Here is a 23,953-nt window from a genome sequence, read left to right on the forward strand (position 1 = left end):
TTGGACATGGATAATCTGTTCAACCTTTATTGTAGTAAGCGAGAGAGAACTTGCTGAGTAATCCGTTAACAACTAACCCTTTAGCCAGTGTGTCGTTCGTCAGACCGTGAACTCGTCTATCTACAAAAAAGTTGATAATGAACGTTATTTTGCAAATGCCATGCCAATTTAATATGCCTTATATTTCAGTGATTTAATCCTATATAACGTTTATTGTGCGTATAAAAAAACCGCTTGGGACATTTTGTCGCAAGCGGTTCATTGAGTGTTTAGTCAAAATGTACCTATTCTTTGTGTGGTATATTTTGTCCCACCTCTTTCAGGTCTGCTTCGTCTGACATTGTAGCGTTATTATCCGATACTGTGTTTTTATACAGTTCTTTTTCTTGTTCGGTTATTTCGGCACTTTCTGACGTTTCAAGTTTATTATCAGATACCTCAAGATCGCTTTCAGAATTTTCTAAAACTTCACCTTCGTCTTTATTATCAATGATTTGCTCTTCTTCTGGCGCAGTTTCTTCTTCCGTTTTGTCTTTAACCCAATCACGCAAGGTTTCCGCAACCCCTTCAGAAAGAGACTTCAAATTACTGTAATCGTCGTCGTAATCATCTAAACCATCACGAACGTTGAATTCTTCTGAGAGGAATAATTTACGCAATGCCGCTTTTTTTACGCTTTCTGAAGCTTCTGACACCAATAATTGAGCAACAGACAAGTCTTCAGTCGTTTCTGATGCTATCTCCTGAGAGTCAATAGTTTGAGAATCGACAGCGTGTTCTGGAGACTCTTTTTCCAAAGTTCCACGTTCTAGTGACTCCGATGTTTCTGCGTCTATAGATGAAGCAGCAGACGAAGCCTCAGTGGAAGTAAGCTCAGTTTCCTCAAGCGTTTGTTGCGCTTCTAAAGGTTGGTCGGTTGATTCATCAAGCTTTCGTTGAGACCAACGGCTAAAAAAGTTAGTTGCCATTTGATCGACCCGCGCCTTTACGTTTCTTACGTCTTGCTTCTAATAACTCGCCATGACGACCGATGAATGCTTCCATCCAAGCTTGTACAGGCAATGGCATGTCGTAAGACAATACTTGGTTATCTCCGTCCATGTATTGGCCTGCGACTGTTTGTGATGCTGTCAGTAATTGAATAATAGGTTTACCGGAGTCAACATTATCCATAACTAAGAATAGCTTAGGTTGCTGAGAGCTTAGATTGAAGCGGTAGTCGGTACGTTCGTCTTTGTGCAACTGAAGCAAACATACGTCTGGGGTTTCATGTTCAGGTGATAATTCAAAACCGATGAGTTCCCATTGAGTTGTTACCCAAATGCCAGTTTTGATCTCTTTCTCTATTCTTTGGACACCGATTGGCCAAGCTGCTTCTGTTTTTTCATATTGTTCTTTGAATTCTTTTATCTCAGACATACTTCACCCAATTGATTTTCTTTGGTCTGAATGCACTTAGGACATTTTGTACTGTGTGCATTCATATACACCCCATAAAGCAATAAACACGCCAATACGGATTAACTGCGAGAGCGTATCTATAGCGTTCGTTATCAAGTTGTCACTATAACGTTAGTCGATACTGGTTATTTCAGACAACTCCACCCGGTGAACTCTCATATTTTGCGCTATTTTAATCTAATGCTTCATGTTTCCATCAATCCCCGTTATTTTGGAATAAGATTTGCTTTAGCTAATTCGCTAATGTTCTTCACAGAGCTATGTATTCACAGATCTATGGCATGTTCGAGAACGATAATCGAAATCTAGGCCATAGCGAATCAACAAACTAGCGCATTAATGAATGAGAGCCTTATTGCTCTTGTTGACTTCTTATCTCATAAAATCGCTATCTCATTAAGTAGGAAATGACTGTGGTAAAACCAAACATAATAAAAACCAGTGAAAACCCACTTCAGACCATCGAAGTTGAAGTGTTTGATGAATATGGCGAAAAGCTAACGAAACAAATTGCGTGCGAGCGCCCTCTTACCGTTATGTTGAACTGGAAAGAGATCGTAACTCTAATGACATTGGGTTCACGCCCGGAAGCATTAGTCTTGGGTTATTTGAAAAACCAAAGCTTCCTTTCTGATCCAGAAGCCGTTGAATCAATCATCATCGACTGGGAAACCAGCTCAGCAGCGGTTATCACCAAAGAAGATACAAGCCAACTTGAGCAAGCGCTTAAGAAGAAGACAGTAACCTCTGGCTGCGGTCAAGGCACTATGTATGGCAACGTGATGAAGCAGTTGGAAGATTACCAAGTGCCTCAAACCAAGATTAAGCAATCTGAAATCTATACGGCTCTAGAAGCGCTGACTCATTATAACGACACCTACAAGAAAGCGGGTGCGGTTCATGGCTGTGCTGTTTGCAAAGACGACAAGGTTCTATCGTTTGTTGAAGATGTTGGCCGACACAATGCCGTTGATACATTGGCTGGTGAGATGTGGCTTAACAAAGAGACAGGTGAAGATAAGATCTTCTACACCACAGGCCGTTTAACGTCTGAGATGGTGATTAAGGTTGCGCAGATGGGAATCCCTGTACTACTGTCACGCTCTGGCGTTACACAAATGGGCTTAGATTTAGCGCAGAAGTTCGGCATCACTACGATTGCTCGCGCTAAAGGTTTACGCTTCCAAGTGTTCACGGGTGCAGACAAGATTGACTTTGATGTGAAAGGTGAATAATCAGCAGTCGGAAAAAAGCGTAGGTTTGATTGGTGATTCACTAACCGCTTCTAATTGTAAAGTTCTGATGTAAATAGTTAGTGACCCATCAAGGATAAATACATAGAAACTTAGCTAGATACAAAAACGCCGTCATGCTTTTTAGTATGACGGCGTTTTTAATTTTCAATTTATAGCTTAATTTCCAACGCATAGAGTTGAAAACTAAGGCTAACTTAAAGCTTAGCCGCGTGCTTTCAAGAACTCAGCGTAAGTACCGCGGAAATCGTTGATCTTGCCATCTTTGATTTCAAGGATACGAGTTGCAAGCGAGTCTACGAATACACGGTCGTGAGATACGAAGAACAATGTGCCTTTGTAGTTCTCAAGAGCCAAGTTAAGCGCTTCGATAGATTCCATATCCATGTGGTTTGTTGGCTCATCCATTAGAAGGATGTTTGGTTTATGCATCATGATCTTACCAAGAAGCATACGACCTTGCTCACCACCAGAGATAACCTTTACAGATTTCTTAATGTCGTCTTGACCAAATAGCATACGACCTAGGAAGCCACGAACAACTTGCTCGTCTTCGCCTTCTTGGCGCCATTGGCTCATCCAATCAAACAAGTTCATGTCTGTCTCGAAATCGTGTGCGTGATCTTGAGCGTAGTAACCGATGTTTGAGTTTTCAGACCACTTGTACTCACCTGTGCGAGGCTCAAGAGCGCCAGCTAGTGTGTTAAGTAGTGTTGTTTTACCCACACCGTTCTCACCGATGATAGCAACACGCTCACCTACTTCGAAAATACCGTCGAACTTGTTGTATAGGTCTTCTTCAAAACCTTGAGATAGGTTTTCAACCACAAGTGCGTTACGGAATAGCTCTTTAGACTGTTCGAAACGGATGAATGGGTTTTGACGGCTAGACGCTTTAACTTCGTCTAGTTGGATCTTATCGATCTGCTTAGCACGTGACGTTGCTTGCTTCGCTTTAGATGCGTTAGCAGAGAAACGAGATACGAACGTTTGAAGTTCAGCAATTTGTGCTTTCTTCTTAGCGTTGTCAGACAGTAGACGCTCACGAGCTTGAGTCGCAGCCGTCATGTACTCATCGTAGTTACCTGGGAATAGACGAAGTTCGCCGTAATCAAGGTCAGCCATGTGTGTACAAACAGAGTTTAGGAAGTGACGGTCGTGCGAAATGATGATCATTGTGCAGTTACGTTGGTTTAGCGTATCTTCCAACCACTTGATGGTGTCCATGTCCAGGTTGTTCGTTGGTTCGTCAAGAAGCATGATATGCGGGTCTGCAAACAGTACTTGAGACAATAGAACACGAAGTTTCCAACCCGGTGCTACTTCGCTCATCAGACCGAAGTGCATTGATTCTTCAATACCTACCGCTAGAAGAAGCTCACCAGCTTTAGCTTCTGCCATGTAGCCGTCCATTTCAGCGAACTGAACTTCAAGGTCAGCCACTTTCATGCCGTCCTCTTCGCTCATTTCTGGCAAAGAGTAAATGCGGTCACGCTCTTGCTTAATAGCCCAAAGCTCTTTGTGACCCATGATAACCGTGTCGATTACCGTGAATTCTTCGTAAGCAAACTGGTCTTGGTTTAGCTTAGCAACGCGCTCGTTTGGATCGTAGCTTACGTTACCAGCACTTGGCTCAAGTTCACCAGATAGGATCTTCATGAACGTCGATTTACCACAGCCATTCGCGCCGATTAAACCGTAGCGGTTGCCTTCGCCGAACTTAACTGAAATATTTTCGAAAAGTGGCTTAGCGCCGAATTGTTGGGTGATATTTGCTGTGGAGATCAATGCCATTACCTTTTTAATGTGAAAAACGCCGCAACGTTACTTGTTCAGGGCTTTAACTGCAAGTATTGATTGCAATTACTGGCCATTAAGTGAGTGATAACCTAGCCAAATCATAGTTTGAACTGACTCACATTTTTGGTTTTCTATTTATCGCCGTAAAACCGTCGATTTTAAGGAAAAACAAAATATCGAACAGCGCACCATAATGGGCGGTATATAACGTCCCAAATCATGCCAACCATTGAATATATCGTATGCTGATTGGTCACAGTAAAAGCCAACCCGATCAACGCAACAGAAGACATAATAAAGATGCTCAAATACTAGCCTAATCCCTGACAATTTCATGACAAAATCGCTCGAAACAGGAATAAAGTACTCGCCCCCGACACGGGGTTGGATTTCACAAAGTCAGATTATCTAACTATAGTAATCCTAACCTCATAATTCTAAGAGACTTTTATGCGTTCACTATCGCGCTTCTTAATCCTCACTTTGGCCATTCTCTCTTGGCCTAGTCATGCCAACTTGGAATATGACTTACAATCTCAGCCGCAGGTATCCGATTCTGCTGTTGATCTCGATGATCGAATTGATTCGTTACCCGACCCCCTCTTTATGGAACCGTCGGACAGACGCCAAGTCAATATATTGCTCGCTGAAGTGCTACAAGTTCAAAAGCAGGAAATCAAAACCTTCGAGCAACAGATAAAAGCCTACAGAGCGAACAACGACGCCGATCAATGGTTTGCCGTTCAAACCAGTTACGTCACTTTGAATAGCTTGAATGTGAGCAAGCAACACCTGTTAGAGCAGACGAATTCCGCTAATAAAGAGCGCCTAACGGGTTTTGGCCCCTACGGTGTAACTCAATTTAAGCAAGAATGGGAATTAACCAAGCTCAACATTGAGTATCTTGTTTACTTCCAAATTCGTAGCTTTAAAGCGCTCGTTAAAGACATCTTTATTTCGCCAGTGCCTGTGATTGGTGCATCGTTAAAAGTGTTGTTTATCTATTTTGGTTTAGCGTGGTGGCTTGCCAATAGCACTCGTTTGATTGAGTTGTTCAGAATTAATTTTCTTGAAGCGAAAACGAACCCTCCATTTTTAGTACGTGTGATCTGGTACATCAGCCGCGCTGATCGTGCGATTGCTTGGTTAATTGCGATTACGCTTTCTCTAAGAGTGCTCTCCAGCATCCCTAGCCTGCAACACCTGATTTTCCTTGAGATCTTCACTTGGTGGATTCTAGGTGGTTCGATTGCTATCAGCTTTATTTTGGAATTTGCGTATCGTTTGGGCCGCACATCCAATCAAGAAGTGATTGCGCTGCGCCTATCGACCATTCGCCGTTATGTTTGGAGCTTCATTGTTGCGGGTGTGACTTTGCAAATATCGAGTATCACGCTAGGCAAAGGCACTATCTATAGCTGGATCTACAGCGCCCTATTTTTCTGGTTTGTACTAGTTACCATTTCAGTGCTTAGATTATGGCGTGCGAAAGTCTTCGATACGCTGCAACACATCTCTGATCGTCCGGTATGGGTGAACTGGGCAGTAAACCGCAAGGATACCTTCTTACTTAATATATTGGCGACGGCCATTGGCATCGTATGGTTGAGTGTTTACAACTTCCAACACCGCATCATGGCCTTACTGTCTAATTACACACTGTTTAGCCAAGCTTTGGCGTACCTGTTTAGAATTGAAGTGGCTAAGCAGTCTGACCTTGACAAGAATCAGCAAAACTTGGTTCGAATCAAAGGCGATCAAACCTATGAATACATTCTTCCGGGTAATATCGACAGCACGCTGATTGATTACGCCGGTGATGAGGTTAAGCAACTGTCTCGCTACTTGATGTCAGACAGCCCTGCTATCTGTATTGTTTCAGGTGAACGTGGTGTGGGCGCAACAACGCTGCTTTATACACTGCTGCACAAAGTCTCTAACGCTGAACCTGTCTACGTAAGTTGCCCTTACGCTGGTTATCAAGAGCTGTTAGCGCATCTAGCGGTGAGCATCGGCTTGGAAGAAAAAGCGACTGAGATTCAGATCTTGGCTCACCTTCGTAAAAGCAAGACCACGTACTTGATTGCGATCGATAATGCACAACGTCTAGTTAAGCCAATGGTTGGCGGCTTGTCTGATCTGATACGTTTAACCAATCTACTGCGTCGTTCTAAAAAGAACCACCGTGTCGTGATATCGATCGCCAAATCAAGCTGGCGGTTTGTCGATCGAGCGCGTGGCGAACGTTTGCTGTTTGACTTGGTGTGTTTCCTTCCGCGTTGGACAGAGAAACAAGTCGGTGAGCTTCTAAATAGCCGTATTAATACGGAGCTTGAGAAGCCGTTATCGTTTGATGGTTTGGTGGTGCCTAAACAGTGGGACCAAGATGACATGAGCGAGGAAGATCGCGCACGTCAAGGCTTCTACCGAATCTTGTGGCATTACTCTGATGGTAACCCTACCGTTGCGCTGCGCTTCTTCCGACTCTCTTTAAATCGGAACAAAGATACCGATCAAGCCGTGGTGCGCTTGTTCCATGTTCCTGAAGCACAGGAGCTGGAAAACATGCCAAAACCTATGTTGGCTGTACTTCGTTCTATCGTGCAGTTGGAAATCGCGTCTCCGGAAGTCTTGTCTGATTGTACGCAGCTAAGCACGGCTGAGATAACCGGCATTCTGCGTTACTTTGAAAGCCGTGGTTATATTGGTTGGCATGAAGAAAAGGCTCGAATTTCCGAGCACTGGTTCCGCCACATTACTAACGTTCTCGACCGTCAACATCTACTGGTGAAGTAAAATGAAGAAGTTATTTATCCTACTATTTGTTGGCTTGGCAAGTGCTGTCAGTTTCCCGATCTTTGCGACGGAAGAGTTAGCCAATGTAGAAAACATCTCAAAGATAGCGAGTCTAGTGCGATGGAGCGGCGTGTTCTTCTCCATGATCGTTATTGCTGCGATGTGGTTACTGCTTAAGTTTATCAACTCGATGGTGACCAGTTTTGGTAGCCAATTCGTGCAATACCGAATGCTGCTACAGAAACTGCAGTCGTTTACTCAGTTCTTTATCTATGTGAGCACAGGTCTTATCGTGTTCATGATGAGCTTTAGAATCAACGACCAAATACTGGCTTTGATTGGTGGTACCCTCGCCGTGTCAGTCGGCTTTGCGCTTAAAGATTTGGCAGCTTCATTCATCGCGGGCATCACGGTAATGATTGATAGGCCCTTTCAAGTTGGTGACCGCGTCACGTTCGAAGGCAACTACGGTGATATCATTACCATTGGTTTGCGTTCAGTGCGAATGAGAACCCTGAACGATGACATCATTACCATTCCGAACAACAAGTTCTTAAATGAAGTGACCACCAGTGGTAACTACGGTGCGTTGGACATGCAGGTGGTGATTCCGTTTTACGTTGGTATGGATGAAGACATCACCCTAGCCCGCGATCTGATTCAAGAAGCGGCGTCTTCAAGTCGTTATATCCACTTGCCGAAACCTGTAACGGTTTTGGTTAAACAGACGATTACCGATAACTACCTAGCAATACAGCTAACTTGTAAGGCTTACGTTGTGGATACTGCGTATGAGAAGCTGTTTGAAACCGACATTACTTTGCGTGTGATGAAAGAGTTTAAGAAGCACAACATCAACCCACCGAAAATTTCAGTAGCGGCGCATTAGGCTTGATGCTTTAGACGTTTGTTGCTTATAGCAAATGGCTAGCCATAAATAAAAACACCTCCGAACTTATCGCAAGTGCGGAGGTGTTTTTTATGAGCTTTTTATCTTTAAGCTAATAGTCCTATTGATGCTAAACCTTAAAGTATTTCAATTGCTCAGTAAGGTGTTCTGTAGTGTTCGCCATTTTCTGACTGTCTTCTGCGAGCGATTGTGAGGCTTGGAGTACCTCATTTGCAGCGAGTTGAGATTTGGTTTGCGATAGATTAGTAGTGCAGAATTTTCGTGCTTGGGCTAAAACGTTCGTGTAATAGCCCAAGCGCGTTAGAAATATTATCAGATGATAATATCAGTGAATGAGTTCTTAGAACTTATAGGTTTGATACAAGCAATTGAGGTGTCGCTTTCTGTTGAAGATAGATACTAAAGCAACTTCCCTTACCTACCTCAGATTCAACTCGGATCTCGCCGCCAGTTTGGCTCAAGATACTCTGAGATACTGACAACCCTAAGCCCGTGCCATCTCGTTTGGTGGTATAGAAAGGCGAGAAGATACGTTTCAGTTGTTCTTCCTTAATACCGCAGCCTTCATCTTGAACATGAACGATAGCGCCATGAGACACACCATTTTCAACCCAGTCTTCACTCGAAATGGTTAACGTGCCCTGACCGTCCATTGCATGAATCGCGTTCATTTGTAGGTTAACCAGAATCTGTAGCAATTGGTTTCGATTGACCTCGACTGAGGTTTTAGCGTTCAGCTGCGATACGTACACAATGCCTTTCTTCTTCGCACCTGTTTTTACGAGCGTAATACTTTCATCCACTATTGGGTTGATATGTTGCCACGTAATTTCGTCTTGTACGCCGCCGTGACGGCTGTATTGAAGCAGGCTTCGTGTGATATTTCGAATTCGGTCAATCTGCTCCATGATCGCGTGGACTTCCTCATCTACACGGCTCACTTCATCGCCCAGTTCAAACTTCATCAGTTCAACGTTGCCAAGAATCACGGCGGTTGGGTTATTGATCTCATGAGCAATACCTGCCGTTAATTCACCTAACGCGGCCAGTTTTTCATTGACCACCAGCTTATCTCTGGCTTGATTGAGAAGCTTGATGTGCAGTTCGAGTTCTTCAGTTTTCTCTTTCAAACTCGCGGTACGAGAATGCACTTTGCACTCAAGTTCAGACGCCGCTTGTTGAATCTCTTGATTGCGCTCGTGCAGTAGATCCAACATCTTGTCGAATTGTTTAGCGAGCAGTGTCAGTTCGTGTTGATCATCCAAACCTAGCGCACCAATTCGCTTGTCTTGCCCCATCTGGACTAGCTTGACGACCTTATGAATGCGTTCGATTGGGTTGAAAAGATCACGTGCGCCACGGTGAACGATCAAACCGGATGCCAACAGAAGCAACACAATGGTAATGCTAATTTCGCCAAGGTTGGTCAAGTACGTTTCTATCAGCGGCCAAATCAAATAACCGGTGTAAAGCATACCAATCACATTATTAAACTGGTCATGGATTGGTTGGTAAGCTGTGATGTACCAAGCATCGTAAACATACGCTCGATCTAGCCACTCTTTACCTTCATTCAAGACTTTCGAGTGAACCTCGTGAGAAACACGTGTACCAATGGCGCGCCCTACACTGTCTTCACTGCTCAAAGGCACGTTGGTGCTAACACGAAGATCATCAAGGAAAACCGTGACCGTTCCTATATGACGATTAAAACCTTCTCGTTGTGGATAGATAAGGTTACTGATTTGGTCAACAAGTTGAGTACTGTTATTCAGTAAGATCCCACCATCCAGAAAACCAATCACATGATCATGTTCATCTTTGATGGATACAACGGTTCGGCTTACCAATCCGCGAGTCTCGACCTCTTGCCCGTTGAGCATCGGAACTTCCGCTTTTTTAGCGAGGTCACGATCGAGATAATTGAGTTCATTACGGCTTAAGACACTGAAAAATGAAGGCTTGTGAGTTAAGTTTAGATATTCGAGTTTCTTTTCCATGCTCTCGACACTGCGCCAGCGCAGAAAATCGAGCTCATAGCGAGATTTGTTCTCAGACACCCAGCGAGTTAGTTCTTCGTGTGAAAGATCACTCGCGAGTTTGGTTCGAAAGTTATAAGACTCGGCGAACGCACGAACGTTGTATGCTTGCTGATTTTGGATCAGGTGAATACTGTTATCGGCAACATCCAAGCGTTCATCAACATCAATCAGAGCGCCCTGCCACGTGTAATGTATTGACCAATACAGTGTGATAGCCACAAGCGCGCACAAGGTCAGAATGATCGGAGCTGATGTTAGGAATAATAATCGGTAGCGAACCATGGTTTTGAATCGGAACGCCCACTTTGACCACCAACGACGTCTAATCGGCATATTCAGAGCCTTCTGTGTTCCAATCTTTGTACTTACGCTCTAGCGTTTTACGTGCGACGCCAAGATCTCTTGCAGCTGCCGATTTATTGCCATCATGAAAACTAACCAGCTGTTCTATATGAGATTTTTCTACTTCTTTGAGTGTCCAAGTGTTTGGATAACCCTCGGCAGCGTCTGCATTATTCAAGTTTGGCATTTCCGCACCATGTGACACCGTCACTGAAATGCTAGCGGGAACAGGATCACCATTAATCTCGCGCCAATAGTGTGCTGGTGGCTTGTCTAAAAGAATGCATCGTTCGACTAAGTTTTTAAGTTCACGAATATTTCCCGGCCATTCGTATTCGTTCAACGCCAAGATATCTTCATGTGCCCAATTTGGAACTGGCATGCCAAGCTCGCTCGATAAAAGACGAGTAAAGTATGGAACAAGTTCAATCAGGTCTGACGGGCGCTCTCTCAATGGCACCACATCAATCTTAAGTACATTGAGTCGGTAGAACAGATCGCGGCGGAAGTGCCCTTTATCGACCTCTTCTTGAAGATTTCGGTTGGTCGCCGCCACCACTCGTACGTCAACGGAAATTTCCTTTTCGCTACCGACTGGACGAATGGTTCTTTGCTCTAACACGCGTAGCAATGCAGCTTGCATTGGCAGTGGCATTTCACCAATTTCATCAAGGAACAAGGTGCCACCACTTGCGACTCGGAAAAGACCTTCACGGTTTTTCTTCGCACCAGTAAATGCGCCTGAGGTATGTCCAAACAGTTCACTTTCTAGAAGCTCTGGAGCAATCGCACCACAGTTGATTGGCACAAATGGACCTGTGCGTTTACTGGCTTCATGTACACCACGAGCAACCAGCTCTTTGCCGGTACCCGACTCACCTTCTATCAAGACGGACGCTCGAGACGGTGCAAATTGACTGATCAGCAATTTAAGTTGTTTGGTCTTGTCTGAATTGCCAATCAGTTCAGTCTTGATATGACGACTCACATCACGCTTCAACGCGTACTGCATTCTTTGGTCGAGTCGCTTATCCATACAACGCAGAACCGCTTGTATCATCTGTTCGAGGTTGAACGGCTTAAGAATAAAATCTGAAGCACCAAGCTTAAGCGCGGATATGGTCATCTCTAGATCGGCATAACCCGTCATGAAAATCACATCGGCGCGTTTGTCGTTGTCGTTAAACGCCTCTTCCCACTCAATGCCAGAGCGGCCTGGTAGGTTGATATCAAGGACAATCAGATCAAAATGCTCGCTCGAACGCAGTATTTCGGCTTCTTCAACCGACCCTGCACTCGATACCTTGCCAAAGAACTTACCCAGTGCTTTCTTTAAAATAGCCTGCATACCCATTTCATCATCCACAACCAAGACGGAAAACGCTTGATATTGAGTCAATGTGTTCGGGTTGAGGTTGGGTGCAGGTGAACTAGGTAAAGACATAATGATTAGCCGGTGGGGAAAGTTGGGACAGAGTGTACCAATTAACCTTTTGTTCAACAGGGACAATGTGCGACATTTTGTCCTAGCTCATGTTTTGATTCATTTTAGAGGGCTAAATGACGCAGTTTTGTCCGAAATAACAGCAATTTAATGAGACCTGATGCATGATTTATTGGCATTAAGATTGCTTATAAGGTGTAGATTTCTAATTACAACAATTAGCGTCTTATGCACATGCCCTTTTTTGAGCCCTTTAATACTAAAGGCATGTCATTCATTTATAACAGAATGGACATAATAATAATGAAAGCAATTCCCCTAACTATTGCAGCTCTATCTATCGTCAGTTACACGGCTAGCAGCGCGGAAGACACCACCCATATCAAATTGGCGACCACCACAAGTACCTACCACTCTGGTCTACTTGACTACTTATTACCTGAGTTCGAAAAAGATTCTGGTATCAAAGTTGATGTTCTAGCGGCGGGTACAGGTAAATCACTTCGCATGGGTGAGAATGGCGATGTAGATCTAGTGATGACTCACGCACCAAAGGCTGAAGCGAATTTCGTTGAACAAGGTTACGGGGTTCTACCTCGCAAGCTGATGTACAACGACTTTGTCATTGTTGGTCCTCAAAGCGATCCAGCGAAGATTGAATCTCAAAAAGCAGTGACTGATGTGTTCAAAGCAATCGCGAACAATAACGTGACCTTTGTTTCTCGTGGTGACGACTCTGGTACTCATAAGAAAGAGATGGGTATTTGGGCACAAACTAAAATGGAACCAAACTTCGGTGGTTATCGCAGTGTGGGTCAAGGCATGGGCCCTACTCTGAACATGGCGTCAGAGATGCAAGGCTACACCATGACAGACCGTGGTACTTGGTTGGCTTACCAAAACAAATTGGATCTTAAAATCCTTTTCCAAGGTGACAAAAACCTGTTTAACCCTTACCAAGTGATTCTTGTTAACCCAGAACGCTACCCGAGCATCAACTACCAAGCTGCGAAAGTATTCAGTGATTGGCTGGTTAACCCTAAAGGTCAGAAACTGATTAACGACTTTAAACTGCACGGCAAACAGCTGTTTGTTGCGAGCGCAGAATAGCTGATTGTAAGCAATGAGTCGTTGCTTGTAAGTAAAGCGTAGCGTTGAAGGTGTAGTCAAAACCAACAAGCACTACACTTAGCTAAACAGTTAACGAAACACTCTTAAAAACAATAGCTGGCCAATTCAAGCTCAAATAGTTTGTGTCAGCTATGATTAACATCAGTCATTACCGATAAAGATCTATTATCGATTCACACGAGATACTTCATGACCCTATGGCAAACAACGATTGATGCAATGAACCTACTAGTGAGTTTTGACCACGAATTGTGGAAAATCGTCGCGGTATCCTTCAGCGTATCTTTGTCCGCCATCTCATTAGTGATTGTTCCTGCAATCCTTATGGCTTTCTTATTGGCTTATACTGAGTTCCCCGGGAAGTGGGCATTGTTATCGGTGATCAACACCCTGCAAGCTATCCCAACCGTGGTTATCGGTTTGTTGATGTACATGATGCTCTCTCGTTCTGGCCCACTCGGTGATTGGGAATTACTGTTCACCCAAAAGGCGATGATTCTAGGTCAGATGCTGATCTGTTTCCCAATCCTAGTCGCGATGATGCACGGCGCTCTCCAAGCCAGTGACCGCCGAGCGGTTGAAACGGCGCGCACGCTTGGCGTATCAACGACTCGTGTGGCGTGTACGTTAATTTGGGAAACGCGCTTCCCTCTTTTAGCTGCAACTATCGCTGCCTTCTCTCGTATCGTCACTGAGGTTGGTTGTTCAATGATGGTCGGTGGCAACATTATGGGGATGACAAGAAACATCCCAACAGCTATCGCTATGGAAAGCCACAAAGGCGCATTCGCTCAAGGCGTCGCCCTCGGTATGGTGTTATTAGCATTGGCATTAGCCCTTAACTTTTTCCTTTCCAGTGTGAGAGGAAAAGGCTATTTAAGAACTTAGGAACGCTGTCATGAGTATAAAAATAACAACGCAGCAAATTTCAATGCGCTACAAAGAGCGTGTTTTGTTCCATATTCCCGAATTGTCGATCGGCCCCAACGATGCCATTTATCTCAAAGGAGATAATGGTGTGGGTAAAACGACCCTACTTAAAATATTGTCTGGATTAATTCAGCCGAGCTCTGGCCGTATTCAGTCTCCAACACAGAGCTGGCAACAAAGATTATTCCCTCGACTCAAGTTCAAAGACATCATCTACCTGCATCAAACCCCCTATCTTTTTGATGGCTCGGTGTACCAAAATGTCGCTTATGGCATTCGCTTTAACAAAGAGAGCCAAAAAGATAAGCGAGCTCAAATAATTAATGCATTGAGAATGGTAGGTTTAGAAACCCTGGCAGATGAGCATATTTCTGTGTTGTCTGGCGGTGAGCGTCAACGCGTAGCAATGGCTCGAGCTTGGATTCTTAAGCCTTCAATCTTGCTTATGGATGAACCAAGTGCTTCTTTAGACAAAGAATCTATTGAAAGATTGGTGATTATGGCCGAAGATCTTCTTCAGAGAGGCGCGAGTTTAGTCATCACCAGTCACCAAACTAACGCGTTAACCGATTTATGTAAGAAGCAGTGGTGGATCAAAGACAATACTTTGACCGAATCCCCGCTTCTGCAAGTTATTCAGAAAGATAAAGCACAAGAGAATATTTATGTTGCTTCCAACGCAAACTAGTTGGGTTATTTTGGCTGGCGGACAGGCCAGCCGTATGGGCGGAAAAGATAAAGGACTCGTTGAGCTCAACGGTTCTCCGCTTATTCAATACGTTATAAACAAGCTGTCACAACAAGATGTCAGCATCACTATCAATGCCAATCGTAACTTAGACAGTTATAAAGCATTTGCTCCGGTTGTTTCCGATTCTTTCCCTGACTACCCGGGTCCGTTGGGTGGCATTCATGCTGGCCTTAAAAACGCGAACACCGACTGGGTTGGCTTTGTCCCGTGCGACAGCCCACAAATCAGTGACGACCTTGTTGAGCGTTTTTGTTCTGCAGTTAAAGAAGACAGTGACATTCTTGTCGCGCATGATGGCGAATTTAAGCAACCTGTATTCACCCTATTCCACAAACGTGTTCTGCCAAAGCTAGAAGCGTTTTTGGAACGTGGTGATCGTAAAATCATCTTGCTATACAAAGAGTGTGTTACCGAATACGTTGATTTCAGCGATTCTCCTAACTGCTTTGTTAATCTCAACACGCCAGAAGAACTCACCCAATTCGGAACGCTTCAATAATGAAAGATTCTAAACAACGCCCTATCCTTCCTTTATTGGGCTTTGCTGCTTATAGCGGTACAGGCAAAACGACCGTACTTGAAGCCCTGCTTCCTCTGTTGACTGATGCGGGTTTAAAAGTTGGCGTGTTAAAACATGCTCACCACGATTTTGATGTCGATAAGCCGGGTAAAGACAGTTACCGCTTACGTAAAGCGGGCGCGAACCAAATGTTGATTGCATCGCGTAATCGTCACGTGATGATGACAGAAACACCAGAAGCCGAAGCAGATTTTTATTACCTGCTGACTCGATTTGATACCAACACCCTTGATCTGATTTTGGTTGAAGGCTGTAAGAACATCGCCTTCCCTAAAATTGAACTGCACCGAGATGAAGTGGGCAAACCTTGGTTATATCCAAACGATAACAACATTATTGCTATCGCGGCAGACAGCCAAGTTGAATCAGAGCTGCCACAAATGGCGATCAGCGACTTAGAAGCGATTCGTGATTTCATCATCGATTACGCGCAGTCCTTTGACCTTGTCTCTACAACAGGCAGAGCCGTGTCATGCTCATCTTCAAAAGACGCAGCGCCAGCTGTTTGTTGTGATTCGTTCTCTCCTGCAGGTTTAACCGTTACTCAAGGCCAACAAAAGATTGTTGATAGCATTGACGCACTCGATCTCACAGAGAGTGTTGAATTACTGCAAGGCTACGGCCGCGTGCTGGCTGAAGATGTGATTTCGCCAATCAACGTTCCTCAGAATACCAACTCTGCAATGGACGGTTATGCAATTCGTAGTGAAGATCTAGAATTGGACAGTTACAACATCGTTGCTGAAGTCATGGCGGGCCACAGCTACGAGCAAATCGTGCAACAAGGTGAAGCCGTTAAAATCATGACCGGCGCACCAATGCCAGAAGGCGTTGATGTTGTCGTGATGCGTGAACAAGCCGTCCAAGATGGCGATAAAGTTAGCTTCCCTGATGCTAAAATCTCGGTTGGACAAAATGTCCGTATGGCAGGTGAAGATTTAGAAATCGGCCAACCTGTCTTTACACGTGGCACACGCATTGAAGCGCCAGAAATGGGCATGATGGCGTCGTTAGGTTTTGGTACCTGCCCTGTTCTGCGTAAAGTGAAAGTGGGTGTGTTCTCTACGGGTGATGAAGTTCAAGCGCCGGGTCACGAGCAAAAACCAAACTCTATCTATGACTCAAATCGTTTTACTATTATCGGCATGCTTCAAAAGCTCGGCTGTGACATCGTCGATTACGGCATCATTGAAGATGATGAGCAGAAGATGATGGATGTGCTGCATTCTGCGTCGCTTGAAACCGATATGGTTTTGACTTCTGGTGGTGTGTCTGTTGGTGATGCGGATTACATCAAGCTTGCGTTAGATAAACTGGGTGAAATCAACTTCTGGCGTATCAACATGCGTCCAGGTCGCCCATTGGCTTACGGTAAGATTGAGAACAAGCCGTTCTTTGGTTTACCGGGTAACCCTGTTGCTGTGATGGTGTCGTTCATTAACTTTGTTGAGCCTGCGATCCGCAAGCTTCAAGGTCAAACGAACTGGACACCAGTAAAAGCAAATGCTGTAGCAACTGAACAACTGCGCTCACGCCAAGGCCGTACTGAATTTAGCCGTGGTGTGTTCTCGATGAATGAATCTGGCGTGCTTGAAGTGAAAACAACGGGCAAGCAAGGTTCAGGTATTCTGCGTTCAATGAGTGAAGCGAACTGCTTAATCGAAATCTCTCCAGCAGTTGATACTGTGAAAGTTGGCGAGACAGTGACGATCATTCCTCTGCAAGGTCGCGTTTAACTCAAAGCAAACACTTAAATTGACTTGGCAGCTTTTTAATTGATTTAGAAGCTTTTAAGTGATTTGGAAGATCTTCGCCAAGACATAGACGAAGCCCCTTCTATCGAGCTTTCGATGTTAAGGGGCTTTTTGTTCTTTTCGTTTCGAGAAAAACAACCTGTTCGTTTCCTAAAAGACAAATAGCTTAAATTACGCTAAACGTTTAGAACGATAATCTTAAGATTTCTTACCATTACCTTGAGCCACGTACGCTTTTTATGTAGAGTGCGCGCAAAGTAATAATTCTATTGGAGAGCACCATGGCTCGTACCATTCTGTACACTTACAAAGACGAAGACAAAGAGTTACTGTTTTCAAAACAAGAACACCGCACGATCCAAGAAGCTGTTGCTGCAGCTGAAGGCATCGATATCTCTGAGTATCTAAAAACTGAGCAACAGCTTGAGTTGATTTCTGATACTAAAGCGGTTCGCAACTACCAAGACAACTACTTCCGCAAGCTTGGCTTTACTAAGCTTACGTTGAAGCAAAAAGACAATCTTGGTGTTGGTAAAAAGAAGAAGTAAGCCCTCTGGCTCTTTTGCTTGATATGTCGCTTCTAGCTTTTCGTTTGTAATTAAGATCTAAGCTCTTAGAGCTAAAGAAACGAAAACGCTGAACTATAAAAAATGCCGCAACCTCGAAAGAGATTGCGGCATTTTTATTTGTGCTTTTAACTATCTAACCTTAGCTAGCTTAACTTAAGTCACGATTACTTAATGTTAAGGAATGCAGCGCCACGAACGCCGCCTGAATCACCATGCTTCGCTTTGATGATCTTTGGACATTTCGCTACAGACAGTAGGTATTTAGGGATACGCTTTGGCATCTCTTCGTAGATAAGTTCGAAGTTTGAAAGACCGCCACCCAATGCAACTACGTGTGGATCAAGACCGGTAAACAGGTTCGCGAAACAGATAGCCAATAGCTCCATGAAACGATCAACGTGCTCAGCCGCTTTTGCTTCACCTTCGTTGTACGCTTGAATGATCTCGATTGCTTTCTTCTTCTCGCCGAAATAGTGCTCGTAAATCAATTCAAAGCCACGACCTGATAGGTAGCTGTCTAGACAACCTTTCTTGCCACAACCACAACCGAGTAACGGTGCGTTGTCGCCAAGGTGGAACCAAGCATCAATAGGAAGACGCATATGGCCCAGTTCACCAGCAACGTGGTTACGACCAGAGAACACTTTGCCTTCGTAAACTAACCCGCCACCAAAACCAGTACCTAGAATTAGGCCTGCTACTGATGGTTCGTCTTTAAGCTCGTCATCCCACGCTTCTGAAAGCGCAAAGCAATTCGCATCATTTTCAATTTTCACACTACGACCAATAAGTGCTTCTAGGTCTTTACGTAGTGGTTTCCCCGTTGAAGCTGGCACGTTAACAACCAGCATTGTGCCGTCGTCAGCATCTTCCATACCAGGAAGACCAAGACCAATTTTACCTTCGCAAGAAAATTCACTGTCGTACTTCTTCACCAAACCGGCAATCGTATCAAGTAGCAGTTGATAATCTTCAGTAGGCGTTGGTACGCGTTCTGTTGCTACTCGCTCAAGTTTTTCATTGAACGCACCAAATTCAATTTTTGTGCCGCCAACATCGAAGCCGTAATACATGAAATCTCTCCAATTTTTCCCTAAATTCGGGCAAATAAATTTTTCAAATTAAACATCTAGGACGCATTATCCATAACACTCCCCCTACAAACCGTGATGGATAACAAACTTATCTCGTGTTCGAATCTGTTTGAACAACAAGTCAGCACAAAGCGGTTAAAGGTTAGAGTGACGTCTCATTTTTAGTGTGCTCTATGAAAGCGTTCAGGCTTGGTTTGGTTGGATCGGACTTATAACGCGTCTTACTTAGCATGTAGCTTTCACGAAATGTCTCAAACCACAGCTGTAAAGTCTTTGCGCCCTGCTCTTCACCAGCCTGTTTCAAAACCAAGCTCGCTACTTCTGCAGTCGAGAGATGTTGTTCGTTGTCTGACTTACGCATCATGTATTGCGAAACCGATTCTGGTTCGATCGACAACACCGGTAAGTCTTGCAGATACTCTGAACGACGGAAAATACGTCGTGCTTCACGCCAACTACCATCAATAAAGATCAGCAACAACGTCTTGTTCGAATCTCGCATCTCACCAAGGTCAGCAACCACGCGCGATTTGTCATCAGTATAATCTTCAGGAAATACCACGACAGGCTGATATTTATCGTCTTTCAGCACATCAAGCATCTCTTGATTCGGTTCAGTGCGGTGCCAAAGGTAGGCATAGCTGTCTTTAACGGTATCAAGGATTAAACGGCCGGTATTACTTGGCTTAAGTATTTCATTGTCCGATAAGATCAACATGGTCGCGACGTTCGTATTTACGTCTGGTTGATGTTCACAGATACAGCTGTCTTGTTTGATTTTACAGAACTCACATCGAACCACTTTACACCCGCGCGCGTTAAACGGCTTGGTAGAAAGAGACAAACGGTGTTGATATAAACGGTGAAAAGCGTGGATTCTCATGGACAATAACGATAAATCTAGAAAAGTGGCACGATTGTACTTACAGTGTCCCTAGAATGATAGAAGGAATTCCCATGCAAGACCCATCACTGCTTCGCCTTGTTTTCTTTATTAGCGCTTTTGTTTTGTGTGCGTTGTGGGAATATCGTGCGCCAAGAAAAACGTTGACTCAAAATAAATGGTTTCGTTGGGGAAATAACTTCTCATTAATGGCGCTTAACAGTGTTTTATTGGCGACATTAATACCTGTTGCGGCATTTCAAGCGGCACTGATTGCGGAACAAAATCAATGGGGTCTGTTCAATAACATTCGCCTACCCTTTGAAATCACCGTGTTCCTTTGTGTCGTGTTATTAGATCTTGCCATTTACACTCAACATTTAGTCTTCCACCGTATCCCTGTCCTGTGGAAACTTCATCGCGTCCATCATGCCGATTTAGATATCGATGTCACAACTGGTACCCGCTTCCACCCCATCGAGATGATTTTATCTATGTTAATTAAAGTCGCGTTGATTTTCGTATTGGGTGTGCCCGCACTAGCGGTTGTGATATTCGAGGTTGTGCTTAATGTGAGTGCTATGTTCAATCACAGCAACGGTCGTTTACCTTTATGGTTCGACAAGCAGCTTCGTAAAGTGATTGTCACGCCAGATATGCATCGAGTGCACCATTCAGTGATCGTCAAAGAGACCCACTCTAACTTTGGGTTCTTCTTATCAGTTTGGGATATCTGGTTTAAAACGTATCGTGCTCAACCCAAGCTTGGTCACGATAAGGTAAGCATCGGTGTACCAGAAATACGAGACGGAAAAGAACAAAGGCTCGACTTGATGTTACGCCAACCATTCGCTTCCTTCCCTCATTCGAAAGACAAGACCTAACGCCTCAAGAAAATAATAAAAAATGGCGCAAACTCATAAGAGATTGCACCATTTTTATATGCGTAGCTTCTCACCTTTCAGCGGCAATTCCCACTTCCGGACGACGTTGACACACTTACTTCAATACGTACTTATGAAGCATGGCTTGTTGGTGCCCTGCTATCTCTCCGACTTGCTCTGAACTCTCGATCATAGATTCAAGTTGCAGCTTAGTATTCTCGCCCTGCTCAGATACTCGAGTGATTGAATGGGTAACATCGACAGTTGCACGAGCTTGTTCTTCGGTAGCCACCATGATTTGCTCAACACGCCCTTTGATCTGGCTAACCGCAAATTCTATTTTCTCGAAGGCTTGTCTTACATCGCCACTGGTTTCCAGTGCATTGGCCATCTCACTTCTCGATTCCGTTACAGAAGCACGTGAGCGATCGGCTGCCGCTACTAGCTCGTTCATCATGCTACGAATATTGGTGGTTTGCTGGGATGTGCCGCTCGCCAATTTACGCACTTCGTCTGCAACTACCGCAAAACCTCGACCTTGTTCACCTGCTCGCGCTGCTTCTATCGCAGCGTTCAGTGCCAATAAGTTGGTGTTTTCAGCGATTCCGCTGATCATATCGACCATTTCACGAATCTGTTTCACTCGACCATCCAAGTCAGCCATCGACTCTTCACTCATGCTAAGAGATTGCTCAAGCGCTTGTAATCGTTGTTGGTTAAGGCCAACCACTTGGCTGCCACTCACTGACTCATCTTCTGCTATTTGAGCATCGTCGTTCGATGCGTTAGAAATACGAGCAATCTCACCAATCGATGCTTCCAGCTCAGTAATGGTGGTGATCATATTCTGAAGTGATTCGTTCTGTTCGTTCAAGCTCGAATTGGTTTGCTCTGCAGCGTCATGGCTTACTTCAGCCGTTTGATAAAGCGTCTCACAGTTACGCGTTACTAAACGAACCGAGTCCGCGGTGGAATCAACGACCGTATTGAGTTTTGAAGTGATAACTTGAAGCTCTAGCGGCCCAAGCAATTCACTCTGTTTAGAGAAGTCATGATCTGCAAGTGAACTCAACTGTTGAGTAATGTTTTTTAGCCCTTTATTCATCCAACGGCGTAACACGAACCATGAAATCACAATGATTACGGCAATAACCAGCCCGCTGATAAACAACACACGATCAATATTGGTGATGGTTTGATTTACAACCAGTTCGCTTTCATCAATCAGATGGGAAGCGGTAGAAGACAACTGATTCAATGTGCTTATGACTGTATTCGCGAGGGTGATAACTTGCGTTAAGTTCTGCTCTTGCTGCTGAACAAGTTCGAGTTTCAAGAGGATCTGTTTGATCACGCCTTCTTCGGTAAAGCCTTCTTTCACCATCTCGTAAGGCGCCGTCAAGCTCGCGAACTCAACGATGTCTGGATGCCAATCGGCAAAATCGCTGTAAGCCAAGTTAAGGCCTGCGATTCGGTTTCTCAATTGACGGTATTCGTCTTGTGCTTTATCAATGTCAGGTTGCATCATCAACATCAAGAAGGTGTTCGCCATAGCAGACGCACTGGATGTGAATCGGTTCGCTGCATCGCTCGCTTCTGGGTTGTCTTCAACCAAGAATGAGCTGATTCGATTCATTTCTGGTCCGATAGACCCAACGCCATAACGGAACTCGCCCATTTTACTGTCGATCAGATTTTGCTTACTTTGAATTTCGATCTGCGCAAGCAGTACCGTGTTGGTCATGGTTTGCAGTTGCGCCATGTCATCGACAAGGTTTTGTTGTTGCTCTAAAGAGATTGCATCAGGAAAAGATTGGGAGATAAAAAGGAGTTCCTCTAGCGTGGTATTGCTCTCTGTCGCGAGTTGGTCAATTGAGCCCCTTATGGCATTCAGTGTATCTAAGTCGGTTGATTGGGTGCTGTAAGTGAGAAGTTTTACTTGTTCTAATACGCTTTGCGTTAATTCGGCGTTATGTAGAGCAAGGGGTAATGCTTGTTCCGAGAGTGCATCAAAATGTCCCCCGACCCGTTCAACGCCCCGAATGCTAACCATTGATAAAAAAGTAACAAGTAAAAGAATGGAAATAAATACAGCAGTGACGGTTTGAATGAGCGAGAATGTATAACGTGAGGGTTTTATTGATAAATTTGTGTCGGGCATGTGAAATCCAGTTTGACTACGAAAAGAGATATCCTTAAGTTAGGTCGTATACTAGAAGTCCTTGATGACGTTTTTATTTCAGTTTTTTGTCAGAAGAGTTACATATGAAAATCAGAAAAATGGCTGTAGTTACAATAACTTTAGCAACATTGGCTGCTTGTAGCTCGTCACCTTCGCCTTCTCAGCTTAGTCAAACCGCACAGAAACCCCTATCAAAGTCAGAACAATTGACTACAAACGCTTATATGAGCGTGTATGAACAGTGGAAAGGCGTGCCATACCATTTCGGTGGGACCTCATTTCGAGGTATAGATTGCTCTGCTTTTGTTCAAATCGCCGTGCAAAATGCGACTCAACAAGCTCTACCAAGAACCACAAAAGACCAGAGTAAAAAGGGAAAAGAAATTGCGTATGGGCAGGCAACAAGCGGTGACTTGGTGTTTTTCAAGACTTCGATGACGGTGCGACATGTAGGCGTTTATTTAGGAAACAACCAATTTCTACATGCCTCGACATCGAAAGGTGTCATTATTTCTAGGTTAGATAACCCTTACTGGGCATCCAAGTTTTGGCACTTTAGGCGTTTATAGCGGTTCGAAAGATAAACCGCTGAGCGAGGTAACTCTAGAAAGATACGACTTAAACGCCCGTTGTTATTATGCTGATTAATTACGACGATAAATGAGCAAACAAACCGTTAATCGTATTTAGCAACAGCAGTATCAAACAGGTTCTTCACTAACGCGATGTACTCATCGAGGAATACAATTTGTTCGTTAGTCGCTTTCTTAGCCCACACACCCGCTAATACTTCACCAAGATCCGCTACTACGGCATCTGCTTCTTTCAAAAGTTGAAAACGAACGCTCGAATGCAACTCTGGGTTTTGCTCGAAAATAGCCATGATGTTTGTTGAAATCATGTCGGTAACAATGTCTTCGACACTTTCGTTTCCAGTATCACCATTACTATTGGTAAACACATCAAGGTTGAATGATAGGTGCTCGATTAAAGCCAAATAGCCATCGGTTTCTACAACCACAATAATTCTCCGTTTTAAGCTCTAGAGCAGATTAATACGTACTTGCCTAATACTATGTAAATGAAGCTATTTGTCATCACTTTATTGCCCAAAACCACATTTAAATGATCCTAGTTAGTATTTCAG

The 23,953-nt window shown here is 44.1% G+C and carries 20 protein-coding genes; 11 read left to right on the forward strand and 9 right to left on the reverse strand.

Annotated elements, in window-relative coordinates; genetic code table 11:
- Positions 1-284: 284 nt before the first annotated feature.
- Both AB4329_RS10695 and AB4329_RS10700 read right to left on the reverse strand, forming a co-directional pair.
- Positions 285-968: a DUF3306 domain-containing protein gene (locus AB4329_RS10695; protein WP_102320204.1), complete on the reverse strand. Its 684-nt coding sequence runs from the start codon at positions 966-968 to the stop codon at positions 285-287.
- On the reverse strand, positions 958-1,419 hold the full coding sequence (locus tag AB4329_RS10700; RefSeq protein ID WP_017059618.1) for a DUF3305 domain-containing protein: 462 nt from the start codon (positions 1,417-1,419) through the stop codon (positions 958-960). Before AB4329_RS10700 ends, AB4329_RS10695 begins: the two co-directional genes overlap by 11 nt.
- 455 nt (positions 1,420-1,874) lie before the next feature.
- On the opposite strand from AB4329_RS10700, the gene AB4329_RS10705 reads away from it, so the two are divergent.
- Entirely contained in the window at positions 1,875-2,696 is an 822-nt protein-coding gene (locus AB4329_RS10705) for a formate dehydrogenase accessory sulfurtransferase FdhD (protein WP_017068189.1), read from the forward strand.
- A gap of 222 nt (positions 2,697-2,918) precedes the next feature.
- Here the strand turns inward: AB4329_RS10705 and AB4329_RS10710 are convergent, their stop codons facing one another.
- Positions 2,919-4,502, reverse strand: coding sequence for an ABC-F family ATPase (locus tag AB4329_RS10710; protein WP_009846736.1), 1,584 nt, complete (start codon positions 4,500-4,502; stop codon positions 2,919-2,921).
- Positions 4,503-4,964: 462 nt separating this feature from the next.
- Here AB4329_RS10710 and AB4329_RS10715 point away from each other — a divergent pair, with 462 nt between their 5' ends.
- Both AB4329_RS10715 and AB4329_RS10720 read left to right on the forward strand, forming a co-directional pair.
- Positions 4,965-7,310 carry an ATP-binding protein gene (locus AB4329_RS10715; RefSeq protein WP_017068188.1) on the forward strand — a complete coding sequence of 782 codons (2,346 nt, stop codon included), beginning with the start codon at positions 4,965-4,967 and terminating at the stop codon, positions 7,308-7,310.
- A gap of 1 nt (position 7,311) precedes the next feature.
- Positions 7,312-8,199, forward strand: a complete 888-nt coding sequence (locus AB4329_RS10720) for a mechanosensitive ion channel family protein (protein WP_017059614.1) — start codon at positions 7,312-7,314, stop codon at positions 8,197-8,199.
- A gap of 368 nt (positions 8,200-8,567) precedes the next feature.
- Here AB4329_RS10720 and AB4329_RS10725 read toward each other — a convergent pair whose 3' ends face one another.
- Together AB4329_RS10725 and AB4329_RS10730 are read right to left on the reverse strand one after the other, a co-directional pair.
- Entirely contained in the window at positions 8,568-10,595 is a 2,028-nt protein-coding gene (locus AB4329_RS10725; RefSeq protein WP_372138273.1) for a cache domain-containing protein, read from the reverse strand.
- Positions 10,585-12,048 carry a sigma-54-dependent transcriptional regulator gene (locus AB4329_RS10730; protein ID WP_372138275.1) on the reverse strand — a complete coding sequence of 488 codons (1,464 nt, stop codon included), beginning with the start codon at positions 12,046-12,048 and terminating at the stop codon, positions 10,585-10,587. The genes AB4329_RS10725 and AB4329_RS10730 overlap by 11 nt, the downstream gene beginning before the upstream one ends.
- A 303-nt stretch (positions 12,049-12,351) precedes the next feature.
- Between AB4329_RS10730 and AB4329_RS10735 the strand changes: the two genes are divergently transcribed.
- From AB4329_RS10735 to AB4329_RS10760, 6 genes are all read left to right on the forward strand, one after another.
- Positions 12,352-13,158 carry a substrate-binding domain-containing protein gene (locus AB4329_RS10735; protein WP_017077255.1) on the forward strand — a complete coding sequence of 269 codons (807 nt, stop codon included), beginning with the start codon at positions 12,352-12,354 and terminating at the stop codon, positions 13,156-13,158.
- 210 nt (positions 13,159-13,368) lie between these two features.
- The gene (locus AB4329_RS10740; RefSeq protein ID WP_017068184.1) at positions 13,369-14,067 is read left to right on the forward strand and encodes an ABC transporter permease; all 699 of its coding nucleotides are present in this window, start codon (positions 13,369-13,371) and stop codon (positions 14,065-14,067) included.
- A 10-nt stretch (positions 14,068-14,077) separates the two neighbouring features.
- A complete protein-coding gene (locus AB4329_RS10745) occupies positions 14,078-14,797 on the forward strand; it encodes an energy-coupling factor ABC transporter ATP-binding protein (RefSeq protein ID WP_372138276.1) in 720 nt (239 codons plus the stop codon).
- A complete protein-coding gene (gene mobA, locus AB4329_RS10750) occupies positions 14,775-15,359 on the forward strand; it encodes a molybdenum cofactor guanylyltransferase MobA (protein WP_050634342.1) in 585 nt (194 codons plus the stop codon). The genes AB4329_RS10745 and mobA overlap by 23 nt, the downstream gene beginning before the upstream one ends.
- Positions 15,359-17,176 carry a bifunctional molybdopterin-guanine dinucleotide biosynthesis adaptor protein MobB/molybdopterin molybdotransferase MoeA gene (locus AB4329_RS10755; RefSeq protein WP_372138278.1) on the forward strand — a complete coding sequence of 606 codons (1,818 nt, stop codon included), beginning with the start codon at positions 15,359-15,361 and terminating at the stop codon, positions 17,174-17,176. The genes mobA and AB4329_RS10755 overlap by 1 nt, the downstream gene beginning before the upstream one ends.
- Positions 17,177-17,475: 299 nt before the next feature.
- On the forward strand, positions 17,476-17,742 hold the full coding sequence (locus AB4329_RS10760) for a DUF2960 family protein (protein WP_017063882.1): 267 nt from the start codon (positions 17,476-17,478) through the stop codon (positions 17,740-17,742).
- 185 nt (positions 17,743-17,927) lie between these two features.
- Here AB4329_RS10760 and nagK read toward each other — a convergent pair whose 3' ends face one another.
- Both nagK and AB4329_RS10770 read right to left on the reverse strand, forming a co-directional pair.
- A complete protein-coding gene (nagK, locus tag AB4329_RS10765; protein WP_017068179.1) occupies positions 17,928-18,836 on the reverse strand; it encodes an N-acetylglucosamine kinase in 909 nt (302 codons plus the stop codon).
- A 163-nt stretch (positions 18,837-18,999) separates the two neighbouring features.
- Complete coding sequence (locus AB4329_RS10770) at positions 19,000-19,746, reverse strand: tRNA-uridine aminocarboxypropyltransferase (protein WP_193841325.1); 747 nt, start codon at positions 19,744-19,746, stop codon at positions 19,000-19,002.
- A gap of 68 nt (positions 19,747-19,814) precedes the next feature.
- Between AB4329_RS10770 and AB4329_RS10775 the strand changes: the two genes are divergently transcribed.
- Positions 19,815-20,624, forward strand: a complete 810-nt coding sequence (locus AB4329_RS10775) for a sterol desaturase family protein (protein ID WP_171733000.1) — start codon at positions 19,815-19,817, stop codon at positions 20,622-20,624.
- Between the two features lie 115 nt (positions 20,625-20,739).
- Here the strand turns inward: AB4329_RS10775 and AB4329_RS10780 are convergent, their stop codons facing one another.
- Positions 20,740-22,785, reverse strand: coding sequence for a methyl-accepting chemotaxis protein (locus tag AB4329_RS10780; RefSeq protein WP_372138280.1), 2,046 nt, complete (start codon positions 22,783-22,785; stop codon positions 20,740-20,742).
- A 104-nt stretch (positions 22,786-22,889) separates the two neighbouring features.
- Here AB4329_RS10780 and AB4329_RS10785 point away from each other — a divergent pair, with 104 nt between their 5' ends.
- Complete coding sequence (locus tag AB4329_RS10785) at positions 22,890-23,375, forward strand: C40 family peptidase (protein WP_017059602.1); 486 nt, start codon at positions 22,890-22,892, stop codon at positions 23,373-23,375.
- A 107-nt stretch (positions 23,376-23,482) separates the two neighbouring features.
- Here the strand turns inward: AB4329_RS10785 and AB4329_RS10790 are convergent, their stop codons facing one another.
- Positions 23,483-23,827, reverse strand: coding sequence for a DUF3802 family protein (locus tag AB4329_RS10790; protein ID WP_010440912.1), 345 nt, complete (start codon positions 23,825-23,827; stop codon positions 23,483-23,485).
- Positions 23,828-23,953: the final 126 nt, after the last annotated feature.

Source organism: Vibrio sp. 10N.261.54.A5 (assembly GCF_041471145.1).
Classification (GTDB): Bacteria; Pseudomonadota; Gammaproteobacteria; order Enterobacterales; family Vibrionaceae; genus Vibrio; species Vibrio crassostreae_C.